Origin of the sequence: Pseudomonas migulae NBRC 103157 (assembly GCF_002091715.1) — a bacterium.
Classification (GTDB): Bacteria; Pseudomonadota; Gammaproteobacteria; order Pseudomonadales; family Pseudomonadaceae; genus Aquipseudomonas; species Aquipseudomonas migulae_A.
This window is the reverse complement of record NZ_BDAG01000001.1, coordinates 46483-65671: the sequence shown is the minus strand read 5'-3', so window position 1 is coordinate 65671 and position 19189 is coordinate 46483. Positions and strand designations below refer to the sequence as shown.

The window sequence follows — 19189 nt, the reverse complement described above, 5'->3', positions numbered from 1 at the left end:
TTTGTTGTAGGAATCGCGTAGGACGCATCCTGCACGATGACCCATTTGACGTCGTGCGTAATGCACGATTGATTTGCAGGCGCTTTCAGAATTTTTGAATTGCGGGAAGGGCGTAGATGTCTCACAGGAAGTCGGGAGCGCACCTGAAACCAGCGATCCGATAAAAAAACAACAAAATCAGGCGATTAGCCGTAGGGTGAGCAGATAGCTACCCTGATGTGGTCGGAATCGACCAGAATCAACCATGCAACTTGCCCGATTTTTCCCGGACTAACCAAGATCATTCACTAAGGAGCGTAGGAAAATGGAATCAGCCACCGAGCATCAGGGCCGCATTCTGCTGGTGGACGACGAGTCCGCCATCCTGCGAACGTTCCGTTACTGCCTCGAAGACGAAGGCTATAGCGTCGCCACCGCCAACAGTGCGGCGCAGGCTGATGCGTTGTTGCAACGCCAGGTGTTTGACCTGTGCTTCCTCGATTTGCGCCTCGGCGAGGACAACGGCCTCGATGTACTGGCCCAGATGCGTATTCAGGCGCCGTGGATGCGCGTTGTCATCGTCACTGCTCACTCGGCCGTGGACACCGCCGTCGATGCGATTCAGGCGGGCGCCGCTGATTATCTGGTCAAGCCGTGCAGCCCAGATCAATTGCGCCTGGCCACCGCCAAGCAACTCGAAGTTCGGCAACTGTCGGCACGGCTGGAGGCGCTGGAAGGTGAAGTGCGCAAACCCAAGGACGGCCTGGACTCCCACAGCCCGGCCATGAAAGTGGTGCTCGAAACCGCCCGCCAAGTGGCCAGTACCGATGCCAACATTCTGATTCTCGGTGAGTCCGGCACCGGTAAAGGCGAACTGTCCCAGGCCATTCACGGCTGGAGCAAGCGAGCGAAAAAATCCTGCGTCACCATCAACTGCCCTTCGCTGACGGCCGAATTGATGGAAAGCGAACTCTTCGGCCACAGCCGTGGGGCTTTTACGGGGGCGAGCGAAAGTACCCTTGGACGAGTGAATCAGGCGGATGGGGGTACGCTGTTTCTTGACGAGATCGGCGATTTTCCCCTGACATTGCAACCAAAGTTGCTGCGTTTCATTCAAGACAAGGAATACGAGCGGGTCGGCGATCCCGTGACCCGCCGTGCCGATGTGCGCATCCTGGCCGCTACCAACCTCAATCTTGAAGACATGGTGCGCGACGGCCGTTTCCGTGAAGATTTGCTCTATCGCTTGAACGTCATCACCTTGCATCTGCCGCCGTTGCGCGAACGCCGGGAGGATATCCTGAACCTGGCTGACCGCTTCCTGGCTCGATTCGTCAAGGAATACGCGCGCCCGGCGCGAGGCTTCAGCGACGAGGCCCGTGAAGCGCTGTTGAGCTACCGCTGGCCGGGGAACATTCGAGAGTTGCGTAACGTGGTTGAGCGGGCGAGCATTATTTGTCCACAGGAGCGCGTCGAAATCAGCCACCTGGGGATGGCAGAGACCCCGGTAAACAATGCGCCACGCATTGGCGCTGCACTGAGTCTGGACGAACTGGAGAAGGCGCACATCGGCGCGGTGCTGGCCACCGCCGACACACTGGACCAGGCCGCGAAGACACTCGGCATTGACGCTTCGACGCTGTACCGCAAACGCAAGCAGTACAACCTGTGAGTCCTGCCCGATGAAACTGGCGATGAAGTTGCGTACTCGGCTTTTTCTGAGTATTTCCGCTCTGATCACCGTAGCGCTGCTTGGGCTGTTGCTCGGGCTGATCAGTGTGATGCAGATGGCTGGAACCCAGGAAGCCTTGGTGCGCAACGACTTCGCCACTCTGGATCTGGGCCTGAAATTGCGCCAGGCCTTGGGCGACCAGTTGATTCTGATGATGAGCGACAAACCCGACCCGGCGGCATTCGAAGCGTCCAAGCAGCATTATGTTCAGCTGTTGGATGAAGGCATCGCCCGTGATCAGGGCAGCGAGGGGCGCAAGTACGGATTCTTGCAAGCCAAAAACGATTACCTGAGCTTTCTTCAGGCGCTGGCCCTGTCGAGTGATCCGTCCCATGTGTTGAGTGGCAACGAAGCGCTTACCGAAAAATTCAATGTGCTGCGCAACGGTCTGATCACCGAGCACAAGCGCGCGCTGGACAGCATCAATGAAACGCAACGCCAGGCCCGGGATCGGGCGCTGCTGATTGCCGGCCTGCTTGGGTTGGTGGGGCTGGCAGTGTTGATCATAGGTTTCGTAACCGCCCATGCGATCGCTCGACGTTTCGGTGAGCCGATCGAAGCCTTGGCTCAGGCCGCCGATCACATCGGCCAGGGCAACTTCGAGGTGACCCTGCCGATATCTTCGGCGGTGGAAATGAATCAGCTGACCAAGCGCTTCGGGATCATGGCCGAGGCGCTGCGTCAGCACCAGGCCACCAATATCGACGAGTTGCTCGCGGGCCAGCAGCGTCTGCAGGCGGTACTCGACAGCATTGACGACGGTCTGTTGATGATCGACCGCGATGGTCATCTGGAACACCTCAACCCGGTGGCGCAGCGCCAGTTGGGTTGGGATACCGACCGTCTCGGCCAAGGGTTGGGCTCGGCGCTCGAACGCCCCGAGCTGGATCAACAGCTGCAACTGGTACTGCGCGGGGGCACGCTGGAGCGCGCACCGGAAGACCTGAGTATCGAGGTCGATGGTGAATCGCGCTTGCTCACTTACAGCCTGACGCCGGTCAGTCATACCCAGGGCCACATCCTGGGAGCGGTGATGGTGCTGCATGACGTCACCGAGCAGCGGGCGTTCGAACGGGTGCGCAGCGAATTTGTATTGCGCGCCTCCCATGAGCTGCGTACGCCGGTCACCGGGATGCACATGGCGTTCGGCCTGTTCCGCGAGCGCGCGCATTTCCCCGAGGACTCGCGAGAGGCCGACCTGCTCGACACCGTGAATGAAGAAATGCAGCGCTTGATGCAGTTGATCAACGACCTGCTGAATTTCTCGCGCTACCAGAACGGCTTGCAGAAACTTTCCCTGGCGCCGTGCTCCATCGAGGAGCTGCTGGAGCAGGCCCGTTCGAGGTTTGCCGATACCGCGCAAGAGAAGGGCATCGATTTGCTGGTCGAAGTGCAGGGGCCATTGCCGTGGTTGCAGGCCGATCAGCCACAACTCGACCGGGTGCTCGATAACCTCATCGACAATGCGTTGCGTCATACCGGCGCTGATGGCCAGATCCGCTTGCAGGCGCGACGCCACGGCGAACGGGTGATTATCAGCGTTGAGGACAATGGCGAAGGTATCGCTTATGGCCAGCAGGGGCGGATCTTCGAACCCTTTGTACAGGTCGGGCGCAAGAAGGGTGGCGCGGGGCTTGGCCTGGCGTTGTGCAAGGAGATCGTGCAGTTGCACGGTGGGCGAATGGGCGTCTATTCGCGGCCGGGGCAGGGCACTCAGTTCTACATGGCGCTGGCGGTTTAACGTGCGATTAGGCTTCGTCATCCAGGCGTCGGCCGGTCAATCGCCGGCCACGTGTAATCAGTTCGATGAACTGAACGGCGCTCAACGCATGGGCGAATAACCAGCCCTGACCGTATTTCACCCCTTCACTGCTCAGAAACGCTGCTTGCGCTTCATGTTCGATGCCCTCGGCAATCACTTTGAGTTGCAGCGCCTGGGCCATGTGAATGATGTGCGGCGCCACACCGCTGCTGGCGGCGTCATGCCCCAGCGCATCGATAAACGCCTTGTCGATTTTCAGGCAATCCACTGGCAGGGTTTGCAGATAGGCGAGGCTGCAATAGCCAGTGCCAAAGTCATCGATCAACACCTGATGCCCGACGTCGCGCAAGGCTTGCAGGTTTTCCCGGGCCACCACCACATCGATCAGACCGCGCTCGGTCACTTCAAAGGCAATCTGTTTGGCCGCCACACGGTGCAGGATCAACAGGCGCGCCATCACCTGACCGATACGCGGCACCATGACGTCGCAGGCTGCCAGGTTGACCGAGATGTACAGTTGCGGATTGGCCCGCAACAAATGCCCAAGCTGCTCCAGCAGGCGCTGCAGGACGAAGTCGGTCATCTGGCGGATCTGGCCCGTGTTCTCCGCCATGGGAATGAACAGGTCGGGACTGGTCAGGGTGCCATCCGGGCGGCGCCAGCGCAGCAAGGCTTCAGCCCCGACACAGTTGCGGCTGTCGAGATCGAAGATGGGCTGGTACAACACCTGCAACTCGCCTCGCCGTATCGCGCCAGCCAATTCGGCGTCCAGTGACTGTCGCTGCCGCACCAGCAGAAACACCATGAAGCCCACGACGACTCCCAGCGCCAGGCTGGCCGGCACCAGCCACCACCAGGCGGCGGGTACATTCACGCCGGTGCGCGGGGTGATCAGCACCAATTGGTATTCAGGGCTTTTGGTCGGCATCAGATAAATCAAGCGAGTCGGGGTGACTTGCAAGACATCACTGCCTTTGGGTGGCCAAGGCTTGGTCGGTGGCCAGGCTTGCGGGGAGCCCAGCACCGGAATTGCGCGGGTACCGTGGTCGAGTATCACCAAAAGACTGCTGCCCGGCGACAGATCGACCATGTCGGTCAAATGTCCGCGAGAGGTCGCGACACGGAAATTGCCACGCCCGAGCATGAGCGCGGCCCGGTTTTCATCCGGTTCGGTGGTGGTGTTCAGCCAATAACTGTAAGTGGGGTCTTTGATGTCCGGTGGTCGTGCCAGTGACGTTCCGTCCTGGCGCGGACGGTTAGAGCAGATCTTCGAGGCATCCATATAGACGGCCTCGTAAACGAAGCGGTAATTGAAGGTGACCTGCTGCAAAGTGGCGATCATGTCTTTGTCGCAGGTTCGCAGCGGTTGGGCCTCCAGATCATCGAGTCCTTCGCGCAGCTGCCCGAACAACTGCTCCAGGCGCGCAAGAAATCGCTCACCCTGCGCGTTCATTTCCTGGCTTTCGTTCTGCTCGATCTGATGCATTGCCACGAACAGGCTGAGCGCCAATAGCAATACGCTGCTCAGGGCAGCAGCCAGCATCGCCAAAAACCATGGGCGATAGAACCAGCTACGAAGCGTCTCTCGAGCAGCGGTCATGTGGGAATATCCGAAGAATTACCAATGAGTTATAGCTGCTGATTGAGAAAAAGCCCGGACCGTCGGGCGGGCGTCATTATTTTGTCTGATTCAATACTTGAAGAAGAGCGGCCGTTTGCGCGTCCGGCATACCGTCGAAGAGGGATGGCCGGAAATGCATCTGAAAAGCTGCAATCACGTGACGTGTCGCAACATCCAGCTCACCGGTTTGCGGCGTGGCATAGCCCAGGCGAGCCAGTTGTCCCTGAAACCAGCTGATGCTCGGCAGTTCAGCGTTGAACTGCACCTGTTGGCGCGCCACTGCCTGTTCGTTCGGCCAGACGCCAAGACCTTCGGCCGCCAACCGTTTCCAGGGGAAAGCGGGCCCCGGATCCAGCTTGCGCAGCGGTGCGATGTCGCTATGGCCGATGATACTGCGCGGACTGATGGCGTAACGTTTGCTGATGTCCTTGAGCAACACGATCAACGACTGGACCTGGGCTTCGCTGTAGGGGTACCAGTAACGCCCTCCGGTCGGGGTTGCCTTGAATCCTGGGTTGACGATTTCGATGCCGATGGAGCTTGAGTTCAACCAGGTCCGACCCTGCCATTCACTTTCTCCGGCGTGCCATGCCCGCAGGTTTTCATCCATCAACTTATAGATGGTGGCGTTTTTATCATCGCCGATCAGGTAGTGGCTGCTGACCTCGCCGTGGGTCAGCAGTTGCAGCGAGCGTTCCAGCGATGCGGAGGTGTAATGAACCACCACGAACTGAATGCGGCTGTCGTGATTGGCTGAAGGATGGCTGGTGTCGAACCGGGGGCCACTGGCACAGCCGGCCAATAGAAGCGACACGAAGAGAGCAAGATATTTCATGGCAAAGGACAGTACACGCAAGACAGTAATGCAACAGTGTAACGTAATGCCTTGCGTGACGACGGCTAGCGGGACCATTTAAACAAAATGGAACAATTGGCTCTCAGCCGAACTCCATCCGATTGCGGCCTGCATGTTTGGCGCGGTACAACGCCTGATCGGCTCTTTTGAGCACCATATCGCTGTGCTCTCCGGGTTTGAACGCCGTCATCCCCATCGAAACGGTAATGGTCACTGGCTCCCCCTTGAAATGAAATGGGCAGGCTTCGATGGATGCGCGCAGGTTTTCCAACAGTTTTGCCCCCGCAGCTGGCACTGTGCCCGGCATCAACAGCACAAACTCTTCACCGCCAAACCGCGCGATGAAATCGGTGCCGCGCAGGCGTTTGCGCAACACGCTGGCGATGATTTTCAGCACCTTGTCGCCCGCCAGGTGACCATAGTTGTCGTTGATGCGTTTGAAATGATCGAGGTCGAGCATGGCCAGCAACAGGTTGTTGCCGTGTTGCTGCCACTGGCTGATTTCGTGATCGAGCCGTTCGCTCCAGGCCGCCCGGTTGGGCAGCCCGGTCAGCGGGTCGACCAAGGCTTTCTGGCGCTGCTCTTCAAGGTGCTCGCGATAGCCTTGGGCTTCCTGCTCCATGTGCGCCACGCGTTCGGCCAGGCTTTTGAGGCGAGCCGCCACTTCCTGCTCGCGCTCGTCGCGCTGCTTCTGGTGCTGATCCATGGTCCCCAGCAGGCCTTCGAGGTGGTTCTCCAGGACGTGCTTGAGATCGTCGAGGTTCGCCGCCTCCTGCATGCTGCTCTGCAGGCCGTCTACCTGCTCGCGGATCTGCGAGTCCATTTCGCGTGCGGCAGAGTGGTTGTCGGCATGACCTTCGCTGGCGGCCTGCAGGTTGCTTTGGAATGACTCGAGGCGCTCGTTGAGTTGCTGCAGATAAACTTCGAATTCATGCTGGCCGCTGTCGTTGATCGCCAGCATCAATGTAGCCAGATCGTCGAGAATCGGCAGCAACTCGTACCAGTTCAAGCCGTTTTGCAGGCGATCGCGCATCGCTTCGGCTTGTGGCCGATGGCGCTCGGGCAGCGAAAGGTCGTCCAGCAGACCCAGAAGCGTGTCTTCGATGTGCTTGGCGACGGAGCTGTAGGACGGTTCTGGCGAGTCGGGCAGGGCGTAGAGAATATCGTGTTCAGATTGTTCCGGATCGATGGCGGCCAATGCACTGTCGAGAATTACCGTCGGGGTCAACTCGTCTGGATTGGTCGCCAGTTGAGTCTCGACAACCGTAGACATGGCGGCCGGGGAGGCGACGGGTGTCGGTGGCTCTGGTTGTTCACTTTCCGGCTGGACAGAAGCCTCCGGCGTTCGCAGGGGCTCATGGACTGGCGGCACGAATGCCACGACTTCAGCGATTGGCGTCGTCTCAGCGGGTGCTTCGATCACCTCTGGATCGGGCTCGGCAGGATGATCGGAGGGCGGCGTCACGCGTGGCTCGTCGGCAACTGGCGCGGGATCGACGATCGCTCGCGGCAGTTCGGGAGGTGCCGCAGCAATCTCTTCGACAGGCGGCGGGGTGGGCGCTTGCGCCTCCGGGGGAGCCACCTGCTGTATCGCATCTTCCGTTTCACGATTACCAAACAAGCGCTGCAACAAGCCCGGACGACCGGGTTCCGCCGGGTTCTCCAGCTGATTCAAGGCTTTACCTTGCAGGCCGCTCAGCTCGCTGAGCAGCAACGGGATCTCTCGTGCCTGGCCGACGCGTCCGTCCAGTGTTTTGGCAAAGTTCTTGAGTGGGCGGCTCACTTCACGGGGTAGCGGCAATGTCTGCAGTTGCGCCACCAGCGCGGTCAGTGCGGCGCTGGTCTGATTGACTCGGGTTTCGCGACGCTGTTCAGAGTCGAGTACCGCTTTTTCCAGGCGCGGAAGCAGTGCCGCCAGACCGGCGTCCATGTCATTGGTGCGGATGACTTCGCGCATTTCTTTCATGCATTGGTCAACTGCGCGGTCGGTGCCCTCGGCCGCCAGCGTGCTGCGCACCAGGCCGCGCCGCAGCAGGTCGAGCCGGGCGTCCCAGCGACGCTCGAGCTTTTCCTGTTGTTCGATGCTTTTGAGGTATTTCTCTTTCCAGCGTTGTGTTTCGTCGCTCATTCATGGGTTCCGCGAGGGGCAGGACTCAACGCGGGCAATGCATCGGCCGTGAGCGAACCCGGCAGACGAATCTCTACCGCGACCGGCAGGTGATCGGAAATGGGTTGTGCCAGCACTTCGACCTTTTCCAGCGTCAGGGTCGGGCTCAGCAGAATGTGGTCCAGGCAGCGCTGCGGGCGCCAGCTGGGGAAGGTCGCTTCCAGTTGCGGTGCCAGCAGGCCGAGGTCGCGCAACGGAGAATTTTGCAGCAGGTCACTGGCGTGGGTGTTCATGTCGCCCATCAGCACTTGATGCTTGTATCCGCCAATCAGCTCGCGGATGTAAGCCAGTTGCATGCTCCGGGCACGGGCGCCCAGGGCCAGGTGCATCATGACCACCACCAGCGCTTCCGGGCCTTCACCAAAACGCACCAGGATTGCCCCGCGACCCTTGGGCCCCGGCAGCGGATGATCTTCAATCGCCCACGGGCGCAGGCGGCTGAGCACGCCATTGCTGTGCTGGCCGAGACGGCCGAGATTGCGATTGAGTTGTTGATACCAGTAGGGGAAGGCGCCGAGTTGCGCCAGGTGTTCGACTTGGTTGACGTAGCCGGATCTCAGGCTGCCGCCATCGGCTTCCTGCAGGGCAACCAAATCGAAGTCGCCCAACAGATTGCCGATCTTTTGCAGATTGTCAGCACGCCCGGTATGCGGCAACAAATGTTGCCAGCCCCGGGTCAGGTAGTGCCGATACCGCTCGGTACTGATGCCGACCTGGATATTGAAACTGAGCAAGCGCAGACGGCTGTCTGCGGGCAGGCCCGTCGACTCCAGGTGATGTTCGTTGACCCGCGGATCATGCAGGCCAACGATGCGTTCAGTACCCCAGCGGCGCATGGCAGGCCCCGCGCTTAGTTGGCAGCAGCCTTGTTAGCCGCTCGCTCTTTGTCGACCAGTTTGTCGGCCAGTTGCAGGGCTTGCTCGGCGCCACCGGCAGAACCCACGTCAAAGCGATACTTGCCGTTGACGATCATGGTTGGCACGCCGGAGATTTCATATTTCTTGGCCAGTTCTTTGGCTTTGACGATCTGGCCTTTAACGGCGAAGGAGTCAAAGGTCGCCAGGAACTTGTCCTTGTCTACGCCTTGAGTCGCCAGGAAGTCGGCCATATCGTTTTTATCGGTCAGCTTTTTGTGTTCTTTCTGAATCGCGTTGAACACCGCAGCGTGAACCTTGCTCTCGACGCCCATGGCTTCGAGGGTCAGGAACATTTGGCCGTGTGCGTCCCATGGGCCGCCGAACATGGCTGGAATACGAACGAAGTTCACGTCGGAAGGCAGCTTCTCGACCCAAGGATTGATCACCGGCTCGAAAGCGTAGCAATGCGGGCAGCCGTACCAGAACAGCTCAACGACTTCGATCTTGCCAGGCACAGCGACCGGAACCGGATTGCTCAGTTCGACATAAGGGGCGGCGGGTGCTTCGGCGGCTTGGGCAGTCATGCCGAACAGGCTGGCAGCGACGAGTGCGGCGCTGATGATCAGATTACGCATGCTTTACTCCTGGACAATTTGGGTCGCCTCGCGCGACCTGTTTTCAGACAGGTCATGGCGGGCTTGAGTTCTGTAGTGTAACGGCAGCAGGCACAAAAAAGGGCGGCCTGAGCCACCCTTTTTATACTTGCTGCGACGGATTAATAGAGCGTTAACGTTGCAGGAGATGTACGTCCCGTTCGACGCTCGATTCGCCAGTCTTAGTGCAGGCCCTGAATGTAGCTGGACACCGCTGCGATATCTTCGTCGCTCAGGCGTTTGGCAATGGTCTGCATGGTTTTGGTGTCGCCGTCGTTGGTACGGCCGCCTTCTTCCTTGCGGAAGTCGGTCAGTTGCTTGGCAACGTATTGAGCGTGCTGGCCACCCAGGTGCGGGAAGCCGGCAGCCGCGTTGCCTGCGCCGTTTGGCGAGTGGCAGCCGGTGCAGGCTGGCAGGCCTTTGGCAAGGTCGCCACCACGGAACAGTGCTTCACCGCGAGCCACGACTTTGGGGTCGGCGGCGCCAACGCTGCCTTTCTGGCTGGCGAAGTAGGCGGCGATATCGGCCAGGTCCTGATCGCTCAGGTTGGTCAGCAGGCCGGTCATTTCGAGTACCGTACGTTTACCGGACTTGATGTCGTGCAGCTGCTTGTTCAGATAACGCTCGCCCTGACCTGCCAGTTTCGGAAAGTTAGGCGCCATGCTGTTGCCATCCGGGCCATGACAGGCGCCACATACTGCGGCTTTCGCCTGACCAGCAGTTGCATCACCTGCAGCATGGGCTATGCCGGAGATCCCCACGGTCAACAGCAGACTCACGATCAATTTGTTCATCAGCTAATCCAACTACGGCTAAGGGTTAAAGAGTTATGGACCGGGATCACTCGCTCATCCACTGGATGATGGCTCGGTAATCCTCGGCACTGCAGTCCATGCACAAACCACGCGGCGGCATCGCCTTGAAACCCTGGGTCACGTGTTGCACCAGCGTCTCCATACCTTTCGCCAACCTCGGCGTCCAAGCTTCCTGATCGCCCTTTCTGGGCGCCATGGGTAGTTGGCCGGAATGACAGGCACCACAAACACGGTTGTACACAGCTTCCGGATCCTGTGTAGCCTGAGCGCTGTAAAGCGGCATCAAGACACCGGCAGCTAGCAGCCATTTCGTCATAAAACGACCTTTTCAGGGTTGAGAGCGTTCTGCATTCTAGTGCGCAATCAAGGTCAATCGCTCTCGTGAACTTCATCCTACGCTGGGACAAAGCGCACACAAAATCTGCGGCATTATATACTGGCGTCACTGAAACGGAAACGACACCGCTTGCCGCGTCCATTCCCGGCGCCGCCCACATCGGAAATCCCATGCAACTCAAGAACCCCATCCTCGGCCTGTGCCAACAGTCCACCTTCATGCTCAGCGCTGCCAAAGTCGACCAATGCCCCGACGACGAAGGCTTTGAAGTGGCCTTCGCCGGGCGTTCCAACGCCGGTAAATCCAGCGCGTTGAACACTCTGACGCATGCCAGCCTGGCGCGGACCTCGAAAACACCGGGTCGCACGCAACTCTTGAACTTCTTCAAGCTAGACGATGATCGTCGTCTGGTCGACCTGCCGGGCTACGGTTACGCGAAAGTGCCGATCCCGTTGAAGCTGCACTGGCAGCGTCACCTCGAAGCTTATCTGGGTGGTCGCGAGAGTTTGAAAGGTCTGATTCTGATGATGGACATCCGTCATCCAATGACCGATTTCGACCTGTTGATGCTTGATTGGGCCGTCGCCAGCGGCATGCCGATGCACATTCTGCTGACCAAAGCGGACAAGCTGACTTACGGCGCTGCGAAAAACGTGCTGCTCAAGGTTCAGTCGGACATCCGCAAAGGCTGGGGTGATGCGATCAGCATCCAGCTGTTTTCGGCGCCAAAACGCATGGGCCTGGAAGACGCCTACACTGTATTGGCCGGCTGGATGGAACTGGCGGACAAAGGCTCGGAACTCGCGGAGTAAGCTCATTTACAAAAAACGCGGGCAAAAAAAACCCCGGACTTCTTATGGGGAGGGGGAAGTTCCGGGGTTCAAGTTCCGGACCGCTAGGGCGGGGTCCAGATTATCTGCCAACACTTAACACAACATAGGAGCATCGAAGGGCTTCACCAGCCATTCAGTTACTCTGAGTGGCAGTTCACAGGTTTAGTTCCGGCGCTTCAAAAACCATTTGAAATAAGTCGAATCGCTAACTGAAATAAGCGCTCTTCGCCCCCTCTGCCGCGGCACTATGCCGCACCAAAATCCCTGTGGGAGCGAGCTTGCACGCTCCCACAGAAGACGGGTTAGTGAGCCTCATCCCAGTTATTGCCTACGCCAACTTCGACCAGTAGCGGGACATCAAGCTTCGCGGCGTCAGCCATGTGGGCGCGAATCTCCTCGCGAACCTGATCGACCAGGTCTTCCCGCACCTCAAGCACCAATTCATCGTGCACCTGCAGGATGACTTTGGCGTCCAGACCCGACGAGGTCAGCCAGTTATCCACAGCCACCATGGCTTTCTTGATGATGTCCGCCGCAGTGCCTTGCATCGGTGCGTTGATCGCCGTGCGTTCGGCGCCTTTGCGCAGGGCTGGGTTTTTTGCATTGATTTCCGGCAGGTACAGGCGGCGACCGAAGAGGGTCTCGACAAAACCTTGCTCGGCCGCCTGGGCGCGGGTGCGCTCCATGTAGTCCAGGACGCCTGGATAGCGGGCGAAATAGCGGTCGATGTACGCCTGCGACTGTTTGCGATCGACGCCGATCTGCTTGGCCAGGCCAAACGCGCTCATGCCATAGATCAAGCCGAAGTTGATCGCTTTGGCGCTACGACGCTGATCAGTGGTGACCTCTGCCAGATCGACGCCGAACACTTCGGCGGCAGTGGCTTTGTGCACGTCCAGGTCATTGCGGAAGGCGTGCAGCAAACCTTCGTCCTTGGCCAGGTGGGCCATGATGCGCAGCTCGATTTGCGAGTAGTCCGCGGCCAGCAGCTTATAGCCTTTTGGCGCAATGAACGCCTGACGAATCCGCCGCCCTTCGGCGGTGCGGATCGGGATGTTCTGCAGGTTCGGATCACTGGACGACAAACGCCCGGTCGCCGCGACAGCCTGATGATAAGAGGTGTGAATTCGCCCGGTGCGCGGGTTGATCTGCTCCGGCAGACGATCGGTGTAGGTGCTTTTCAGCTTGCTCATCGAGCGGTACTGCATCAGCACTTTGGGCAGCGGGTAGTCCTGCTCGGCCAGTTCCGCCAGCACGGCTTCGGCGGTGGACGCCTGGCCCTTGGCGGTTTTGCTGAGGATCGGCAGGCCAAGTTTTTCGTACAGGATCACGCCCAATTGCTTCGGCGAACCCAGGTTGAATTCTTCGCCGGCGATGGCAAACGCCTCGCGCTCCAGTGCGACCATCTTGTCGCCTAGCTCAACGCTTTGAATGCCCAGCAGGTTGGCATCGACCAGCGCGCCCTGGCGTTCGATTCGCGCGAGTACCGGCACCAATGGCATTTCAATTTCGCTCAGGACTTTGCTCAAGCTAGGGATGGCATTGAGCTTTTCGTGCAAGGCCTGATGCAGGCGCAGCGTTACGTCGGCGTCTTCAGCGGCGTAAGGCCCGGCCAGTTCGAGGGAGATCTGGTCAAAAGTCAGCTGTTTGGCACCTTTGCCGGCAATGTCCTGAAAGCTGGTGGTGGTGTGATTCAGGTACTTCAGCGCCAGGCTGTCCATGTCGTGGCGGGTCGCGGTGGAATCCAGCACGTAGGATTCGAGCATGGTGTCGAACGCGATGCCTCGCACGGTGATGCCGCAGCTCTGGTCGCCACCGATGGCGCAGTTGGCCAGGATGTTCATGTCGAACTTGGCGTGCTGGCCGACCTTGAGTTTGTTCGGGTCTTCCAGGATCGGTTTCAGTGCGCGCAGCACGGTGTCGCGATCGAGCTGATCCGGCACGCCCATGTAGGAATGGGTCAGCGGAATGTAGGCCGCTTCGTTGGCCTGTACAGCGAACGACAGACCGACCAGTTGCGCCTGCTGCGCATCGATGCCGGTGGTTTCGGTATCAAAGGCGATCAGCGTGGCGTCGTTGAGCTTCTTCAGCCACAGGTCGAAATCGGCCTGAGTGAGGATCGTCGTGTACTTGAGTTCAGTCTCGACGGCGGCTTCTTCAATCACCGGCGCACTGACTTCCTGGCCGGAACGCTTGGCGTCGCGCTGGTTTTCTTCGAACCAGCTCTTGAATTCCAGCAGCGTGTAGAGCTCGGCCAGTTTGTCGTGATCCGGCTTGCCCATTTGCAGGTCGTCGAGGCCGATATCCAGCGGCACGTCGATCTTGATCGTCGCCAGTTGGTAGGAGAGGAAGGCCATTTCCTTGTGCTCTTCAAGTTTGGCCGGCAGGGTTTTCGCGCCGCGAATCGGCAGGGTCGGAACGATGTCGAGCTGCGCATAGAGCTCGGTCAGGCCGCCGTTTACGCCGACCAACAGGCCGGAAGCGGTCTTGGGACCGATGCCCGGAACGCCCGGGATGTTGTCGGAAGAATCGCCCATCAGCGCCAGATAATCGATGATCTGCTCGGGAGCGACGCCGAATTTCTCCTTCACGCCTTCCACGTCCAGCGCGCTACCGGTCATGGTATTGACCAAGGTAATGTGGCCGTCGACCAGTTGCGCCATGTCCTTGTCGCCGGTGGAGATAATCACCGGACGGTCGGCCGCCGCGCTGCTGCGGGCCAGGGTACCGATCACGTCATCGGCCTCCACGCCTTCGACGCACAGCAGCGGGAAGCCCAGCGCCATCACGCTCTGGTGCAGTGGCTCGATCTGTAGGCGCATGTCGTCGGGCATGCTCGGACGGTTGGCCTTGTACTCGGCGAACATTTCGTCACGGAATGTCCCGCCCTTGGCATCGAACACCACGGCGAACGGACTGTCCGGGTACTGCTTGCGTAGACTCTTGAGCATGTTCAACACGCCTTTGACCGCTCCGGTCGGCAGACCTTTGGAAGTGGTCAGCGGTGGCAGGGCGTGAAAGGCGCGGTACAGGTAAGAAGAACCGTCCACCAGGACGAGGGGGGCTTGGCTCATGAGCAGGATCAACCTTTTCGGCGGGTCCGGCGCTAGAATAGCGGGACCGTTGACGACAAAGGGACAAGGTTATCATGCGCACACTAAATCGCCTGTTGCTGGCTGGCTTGTTTGCAATCACACCATTGGCCGTGATGGCCGCAGATGACGCACCCTCGGCAGACCCGGATGTCACGATCCGCACGGAAGGCGATAAAACTATCCAGGAATATCGGCAAAATGGCTTTTTGTATGCCATCAAGGTCACCCCAAAGGGCGGCAAGCCGTACTTTCTGGTGCGCGCGGATGGATCGGACGGTAACTTCATTCGCTCGGATCAGCCGGATATGCTGATCCCGGCATGGAAAATCTTCGAATGGTAAGCCGTTCCTAACTTAAATCGGCGCCGGCAGAGTGGCGGCGCCCGTACTGGCAGTTAAAACATGTCTGTGTTCACCCCGCTGGCTCGGCCCGAGCTGGAAACCTTTCTCGCCCCATACGGGCTCGGCCGCCTGCTTGATTTCCAGGGGATTGCCGCCGGTAGCGAAAACACCAATTTCTTTATCAGCCTGGAGCAGGGCGAGTTTGTACTGACCCTGGTTGAGCGTGGTCCGGTTCAGGAGATGCCGTTCTTCATCGAACTGCTGGATGTGCTGCATGAAGCCGACCTGCCGGTGCCTTACGCCTTGCGCACCACCGATGGCGTTGCCTTGCGCGAGCTGGCGGGCAAGCCTGCGCTGTTGCAGCCGCGTCTGGCCGGCAAGCACATCAAGATCGCCAACGCACAGCATTGTGCCCAAGTGGGCGAGTTGCTCGCGCACCTGCATCTGGCAACCCAGCCCAACATGATCAAGCGCAAGACCGATCGTGGGCTGGACTGGATGCTGGAAGAGGGCACGCAGCTGTTGTCGCACCTGAATGCAGAGCAGAGCGATTTGCTGCAACGGGCGCTGGATGAAATCACTCAACAGAAAGAAAAAATCCTGGCGTTGCCACGGGCCAACATCCACGCGGACCTGTTTCGCGACAACGCGATGTTCGAAGGCACGCACCTGACCGGGTTGATCGACTTCTACAATGCCTGTTCGGGACCCATGCTCTACGACGTGGCGATTGCCTTGAACGATTGGTGTTCGGACGACGACGGGTTGATTGACGGGCCGCGGGCGCGGGCGTTGCTGGGGGCGTATGCAGCGTTGCGGCCATTCACGGCGGCCGAGGCGGAGTTGTGGCCGACCATGTTGCGTGTGGCGTGTGTGCGGTTCTGGTTGTCGCGGTTGATTGCCGCAGAGTCTTTCGCCGGGCAAGACGTGTTGATTCACGACCCGATGGAATTTCAGCAGCGGTTGGCGCAGCGGCAGAAGGTCAGTACACCCCTACCGTTCGCCCTTTAAAGTCAAAAGATCGCAGCCTTCGGCAGCTCCTACACCGATCTACGTAGGCGCTGCCGAAGGCTGCGATCTTTTTTATGGGACTACAACGACTCCAGACACCCCGCCAAATCATTCCCCAACTTCTCCAGCACCTGCTCATACCCCTGAGCAGTCGCCGGCGTGTACCCGCCCAACGCATCCAGTTCCGCCAGTTTCACAGGCAACCCCGCCACCAGCGTTTCCGCCAGCCGCGGACGCAACGGCGGTTCGCTGAACACACAGGTCTTGCCCACTTCCTGCAACCGCGTACGCATTGCCGATACATGCTGGGCACCCGGCTGAACTTCGGCGGCGACGCTGAATACGCCAGCGTGCTTCAGACCATAAGCCTCTTCGAAGTAGTCGAACGCCTCATGGAACACAAAGTACGGTTTGCCCGCGATGCCTGCCAGTCGAGCCTTCAAGCGCAGGTCCAGCGCATCCAGGCGCTCATCGAACGCTTTGAGGTTGCTTTGATAACGCGCCGCATTGGCCGGATCGACGGCACCCAGATCTGCGGCCATTTTTGTCGCGATCACCCGAGCGTTGACCGGTGATAACCACAAATGCGCATCCAGGCTGCCCGGACGGTGATCGTGATCATGTTCGTCGGCTTCTTCGGCGTGGGAGTGACTGTCTTCGGCGAAGCGACGCAATTTCAGCCCCGGCAGATCCTGCACGGCAACGCTCGGCAGCGTGCGACCGTTCAGCACGCGAGGCAGGAAACCTTCCATGTCCGGACCGATCCAGTAAAGCAGATCCACCGATTGCACCTTCCGTACGTCGGAAGGGCGCAGGGCATAGTTATGCGGGGAAGCGCCGGGCGGAAGCAGCACTTCCGGGATTGCCACGCCGTCCTGCACCGCAGCGGCAATCAACTGCAGCGGCTTGATGCTGGTAAGGACTTTGACTTCGGCGTGAGCAGAACCGATCAACAGAAAACTGGCGACAAATGCGACAAAGGTAGAAAAAAGTCGGGACACGATGACCACTCGAAGAGGCGAGAACGGGTAACATAATAACGTCTCTCACAAAACTCGTCGCCGCTCATGCCTAAAACACCGATTGCCAGCCGTCCCCACGACCACTCTCATTGCGTTCACAGCGCACTGTCTGAGGCCGATGCCCTGTGCGCGCGTCAAGGCCTGCGCCTGACTGCCTTGCGCCGGCGGGTGCTGGAACTGGTGTGGCAAAGCCACAAGCCGCTGGGTGCCTATGACATTCTTGCCGTGCTCAGCGAGCAGGATGGTCGCCGTGCTGCGCCGCCGACCGTGTACCGCGCACTGGATTTCCTGCTGGAAAACGGCCTGGTGCACCGCATCTCCTCGCTGAACGCCTTCGTCGGTTGCAATCATCCGGAACACGCTCACCAGGGCCAGTTCCTGATTTGCCGCGAGTGCCACGCCGCCATCGAGCTTGAGCAGAAGTCCATCAGCGACGCGATCATCGGCAGCGCCAGGGACGTCGGATTCGTCGTCGAAAGCCAGACTGTCGAAGTGGTCGGCGTCTGTTCGGGTTGCCAGGGGGCTTGATGAGCAACGCGCTGATCCGCCTCAAGCAGGTTGCCGTCACCTTTGCCGGGCAAAACGTGCTGGATAACATCGAGCTAAGCGTCGAGCCCGGGCAGATCGTCACGCTGATCGGTCCCAACGGTGCCGGCAAAACCACCCTTGTGCGGGCGGTGCTCGGCCTGTTGAAGCCGGACAGCGGCAGCGTGTGGCGCAAGCCGAAACTGCGGGTCGGTTACATGCCGCAAAAACTTCACGTCGATCCGACGCTCCCGCTGTCGGTGCTGCGCTTCTTGCGGCTGGTGCCCGGTGTGGATCGCACTCGCGCGTTGGCGGCCCTCAAGGAAGTGGGCGCCGAACAGGTGATCGACAGCCCGGTGCAAAGCGTTTCCGGTGGTGAAATGCAGCGCGTGCTGCTGGCCCGGGCGCTGTTGCGCGAGCCAGAATTGCTGGTGCTTGATGAGCCGGTGCAAGGCGTCGACGTAGCGGGGCAGGCCGAGCTGTACAGCCTGATCACTCGCCTGCGTGACCGTCACGGCTGCGGCGTGCTGATGGTTTCCCACGATTTGCATCTGGTCATGAGCACCACCGATCAAGTGGTCTGCCTCAACCGTCACGTCTGCTGTTCCGGTCATCCCGAGCAGGTCAGCGGCGATCCTGCTTTCGTCGAGTTGTTCGGAAAGAACGCACAAAGCCTGGCGATTTATCACCACCATCACGACCACGCCCATGATTTGCATGGTTCGGTGGTCACCACGGCCCCGACGGCCCAACCTCACGTTCATGGAGATAGCTGCAAGCATGGCTGATTTTCTGCTTTACGCCCTGCTTGCAGGCCTGGCCCTGGCGCTGGTGGCGGGGCCGTTGGGATCTTTCGTGGTCTGGCGGCGCATGGCGTATTTCGGCGACACCCTGTCCCACGCGGCCTTGCTTGGCGTGGCGTTGGGCTTTCTGCTGGATGTCAGCCCGACAGTGGCGGTCACCGTAGGCTGTCTGTTATTGGCGGTGTTGCTGGTGACCTTGCAACAGCGTCAGCCGCTGGCATCCGACACGCTTTTGGGAATTCTCGCACCGAGCACGCTCTCTTTAGGCCTTGTCGTACTAAGCTTCATGCACGAAGTGCGGATCGACCTGATGGCCTATCTGTTCGGCGATTTGCTGGCGATCAGTCCGACCGATCTGGCCTGGATTCTCGGCGGCAGCGCAGCTGTCATGGCCTTGCTGGTGACATTGTGGCGGCCATTGCTGGCAATCACGGTGCATGAAGAGCTGGCCAGGGTGGAAGGCTTGCCGGTGCCGGCGCTGCGTCTGACCCTGATGCTGCTGATCGCCGTTGTGATCGCCGTGGCGATGAAAATCGTCGGTGTGTTGTTGATTACGTCGCTGCTGATCATCCCGGCGGCTGCGGCACAACGTCACGCCCGGTCGCCGGAACAGATGGCACTGGGCGCGAGCCTGCTGGGCATGCTCGCGGTGTGTGGCGGGTTGGCATTGTCCTGGTTCAAGGACACCCCGGCAGGCCCGTCGATCGTGGTGGCGGCCGCCGCGCTGTTTCTGCTGAGTTTTGTCCTGCCCCGTCGAGGGGTGTAGACTTGCTCGTTTTT

At 59.7% G+C, this 19189-nt stretch carries 17 protein-coding genes; 8 read left to right on the top strand and 9 right to left on the bottom strand.

All coding sequences use genetic code 11. The features are described 5' to 3' along the window. Positions 1 to 304: 304 nt before the first annotated feature. Together algB and PMI01S_RS00340 are read left to right on the top strand one after the other, a co-directional pair. Positions 305 to 1651, top strand: coding sequence for a sigma-54-dependent response regulator transcription factor AlgB (algB, locus tag PMI01S_RS00345; protein ID WP_084317523.1), 1347 nt, complete (start codon positions 305 to 307; stop codon positions 1649 to 1651). 10 nt (positions 1652 to 1661) lie between these two features. Then, positions 1662 to 3452 (top strand): ATP-binding protein, encoded by a 1791-nt coding sequence (locus tag PMI01S_RS00340; protein ID WP_084317522.1) that lies wholly within the window; start codon positions 1662 to 1664, stop codon positions 3450 to 3452. Positions 3453 to 3459: 7 nt separating this feature from the next. Here PMI01S_RS00340 and PMI01S_RS00335 read toward each other — a convergent pair whose 3' ends face one another. From PMI01S_RS00335 to PMI01S_RS00305, 7 genes are all read right to left on the bottom strand, one after another. Next, positions 3460 to 5073, bottom strand: coding sequence for an EAL domain-containing protein (locus tag PMI01S_RS00335; RefSeq protein ID WP_084317521.1), 1614 nt, complete (start codon positions 5071 to 5073; stop codon positions 3460 to 3462). 76 nt (positions 5074 to 5149) lie between these two features. Continuing rightward, the gene (locus tag PMI01S_RS00330) at positions 5150 to 5929 is read right to left on the bottom strand and encodes an N-acetylmuramoyl-L-alanine amidase (RefSeq protein WP_084317520.1); all 780 of its coding nucleotides are present in this window, start codon (positions 5927 to 5929) and stop codon (positions 5150 to 5152) included. Positions 5930 to 6032: 103 nt separating this feature from the next. Further along, on the bottom strand, positions 6033 to 8078 hold the full coding sequence (locus PMI01S_RS00325; RefSeq protein ID WP_084317519.1) for a GGDEF domain-containing protein: 2046 nt from the start codon (positions 8076 to 8078) through the stop codon (positions 6033 to 6035). Then, a complete protein-coding gene (locus tag PMI01S_RS00320) occupies positions 8075 to 8953 on the bottom strand; it encodes an endonuclease/exonuclease/phosphatase family protein (RefSeq protein ID WP_084317518.1) in 879 nt (292 codons plus the stop codon). Before PMI01S_RS00320 ends, PMI01S_RS00325 begins: the two co-directional genes overlap by 4 nt. Positions 8954 to 8967: 14 nt before the next feature. Then, positions 8968 to 9609, bottom strand: coding sequence for a thiol:disulfide interchange protein DsbA/DsbL (locus tag PMI01S_RS00315; protein ID WP_084317517.1), 642 nt, complete (start codon positions 9607 to 9609; stop codon positions 8968 to 8970). A 200-nt stretch (positions 9610 to 9809) separates the two neighbouring features. After that, on the bottom strand, positions 9810 to 10421 hold the full coding sequence (locus PMI01S_RS00310; protein ID WP_084317516.1) for a c-type cytochrome: 612 nt from the start codon (positions 10419 to 10421) through the stop codon (positions 9810 to 9812). 46 nt (positions 10422 to 10467) lie between these two features. Next, on the bottom strand, positions 10468 to 10758 hold the full coding sequence (locus tag PMI01S_RS00305) for a c-type cytochrome (protein ID WP_003196231.1): 291 nt from the start codon (positions 10756 to 10758) through the stop codon (positions 10468 to 10470). Positions 10759 to 10949: 191 nt separating this feature from the next. On the opposite strand from PMI01S_RS00305, the gene yihA reads away from it, so the two are divergent. Beyond that, a complete protein-coding gene (gene yihA, locus PMI01S_RS00300; RefSeq protein ID WP_017341758.1) occupies positions 10950 to 11591 on the top strand; it encodes a ribosome biogenesis GTP-binding protein YihA/YsxC in 642 nt (213 codons plus the stop codon). Between the two features lie 323 nt (positions 11592 to 11914). Here yihA and polA read toward each other — a convergent pair whose 3' ends face one another. Beyond that, complete coding sequence (gene polA / locus PMI01S_RS00295) at positions 11915 to 14686, bottom strand: DNA polymerase I (RefSeq protein ID WP_084317515.1); 2772 nt, start codon at positions 14684 to 14686, stop codon at positions 11915 to 11917. Between the two features lie 74 nt (positions 14687 to 14760). Here polA and PMI01S_RS00290 point away from each other — a divergent pair, with 74 nt between their 5' ends. Continuing rightward, positions 14761 to 15048 (top strand): DUF2782 domain-containing protein, encoded by a 288-nt coding sequence (locus PMI01S_RS00290; RefSeq protein ID WP_084317514.1) that lies wholly within the window; start codon positions 14761 to 14763, stop codon positions 15046 to 15048. A gap of 60 nt (positions 15049 to 15108) precedes the next feature. Beyond that, positions 15109 to 16059, top strand: coding sequence for a homoserine kinase (locus PMI01S_RS00285; RefSeq protein WP_084317513.1), 951 nt, complete (start codon positions 15109 to 15111; stop codon positions 16057 to 16059). A gap of 80 nt (positions 16060 to 16139) precedes the next feature. On the opposite strand, the gene PMI01S_RS00280 is transcribed toward PMI01S_RS00285, so the two are convergent. Further along, positions 16140 to 17060 carry a zinc ABC transporter substrate-binding protein gene (locus PMI01S_RS00280; RefSeq protein WP_084317806.1) on the bottom strand — a complete coding sequence of 307 codons (921 nt, stop codon included), beginning with the start codon at positions 17058 to 17060 and terminating at the stop codon, positions 16140 to 16142. A gap of 66 nt (positions 17061 to 17126) precedes the next feature. Here PMI01S_RS00280 and zur point away from each other — a divergent pair, with 66 nt between their 5' ends. The 3 genes from zur to znuB are packed head-to-tail and all read left to right on the top strand — an operon-like array spanning position 17127 to position 19175. Then, on the top strand, positions 17127 to 17609 hold the full coding sequence (gene zur / locus PMI01S_RS00275; RefSeq protein ID WP_017341763.1) for a zinc uptake transcriptional repressor Zur: 483 nt from the start codon (positions 17127 to 17129) through the stop codon (positions 17607 to 17609). Further along, positions 17609 to 18394: a zinc ABC transporter ATP-binding protein ZnuC gene (gene znuC / locus PMI01S_RS00270; protein ID WP_084317512.1), complete on the top strand. Its 786-nt coding sequence runs from the start codon at positions 17609 to 17611 to the stop codon at positions 18392 to 18394. Before zur ends, znuC begins: the two co-directional genes overlap by 1 nt. Then, positions 18387 to 19175 (top strand): zinc ABC transporter permease subunit ZnuB, encoded by a 789-nt coding sequence (gene znuB / locus PMI01S_RS00265; protein ID WP_084317511.1) that lies wholly within the window; start codon positions 18387 to 18389, stop codon positions 19173 to 19175. Before znuC ends, znuB begins: the two co-directional genes overlap by 8 nt. Positions 19176 to 19189: the final 14 nt, after the last annotated feature.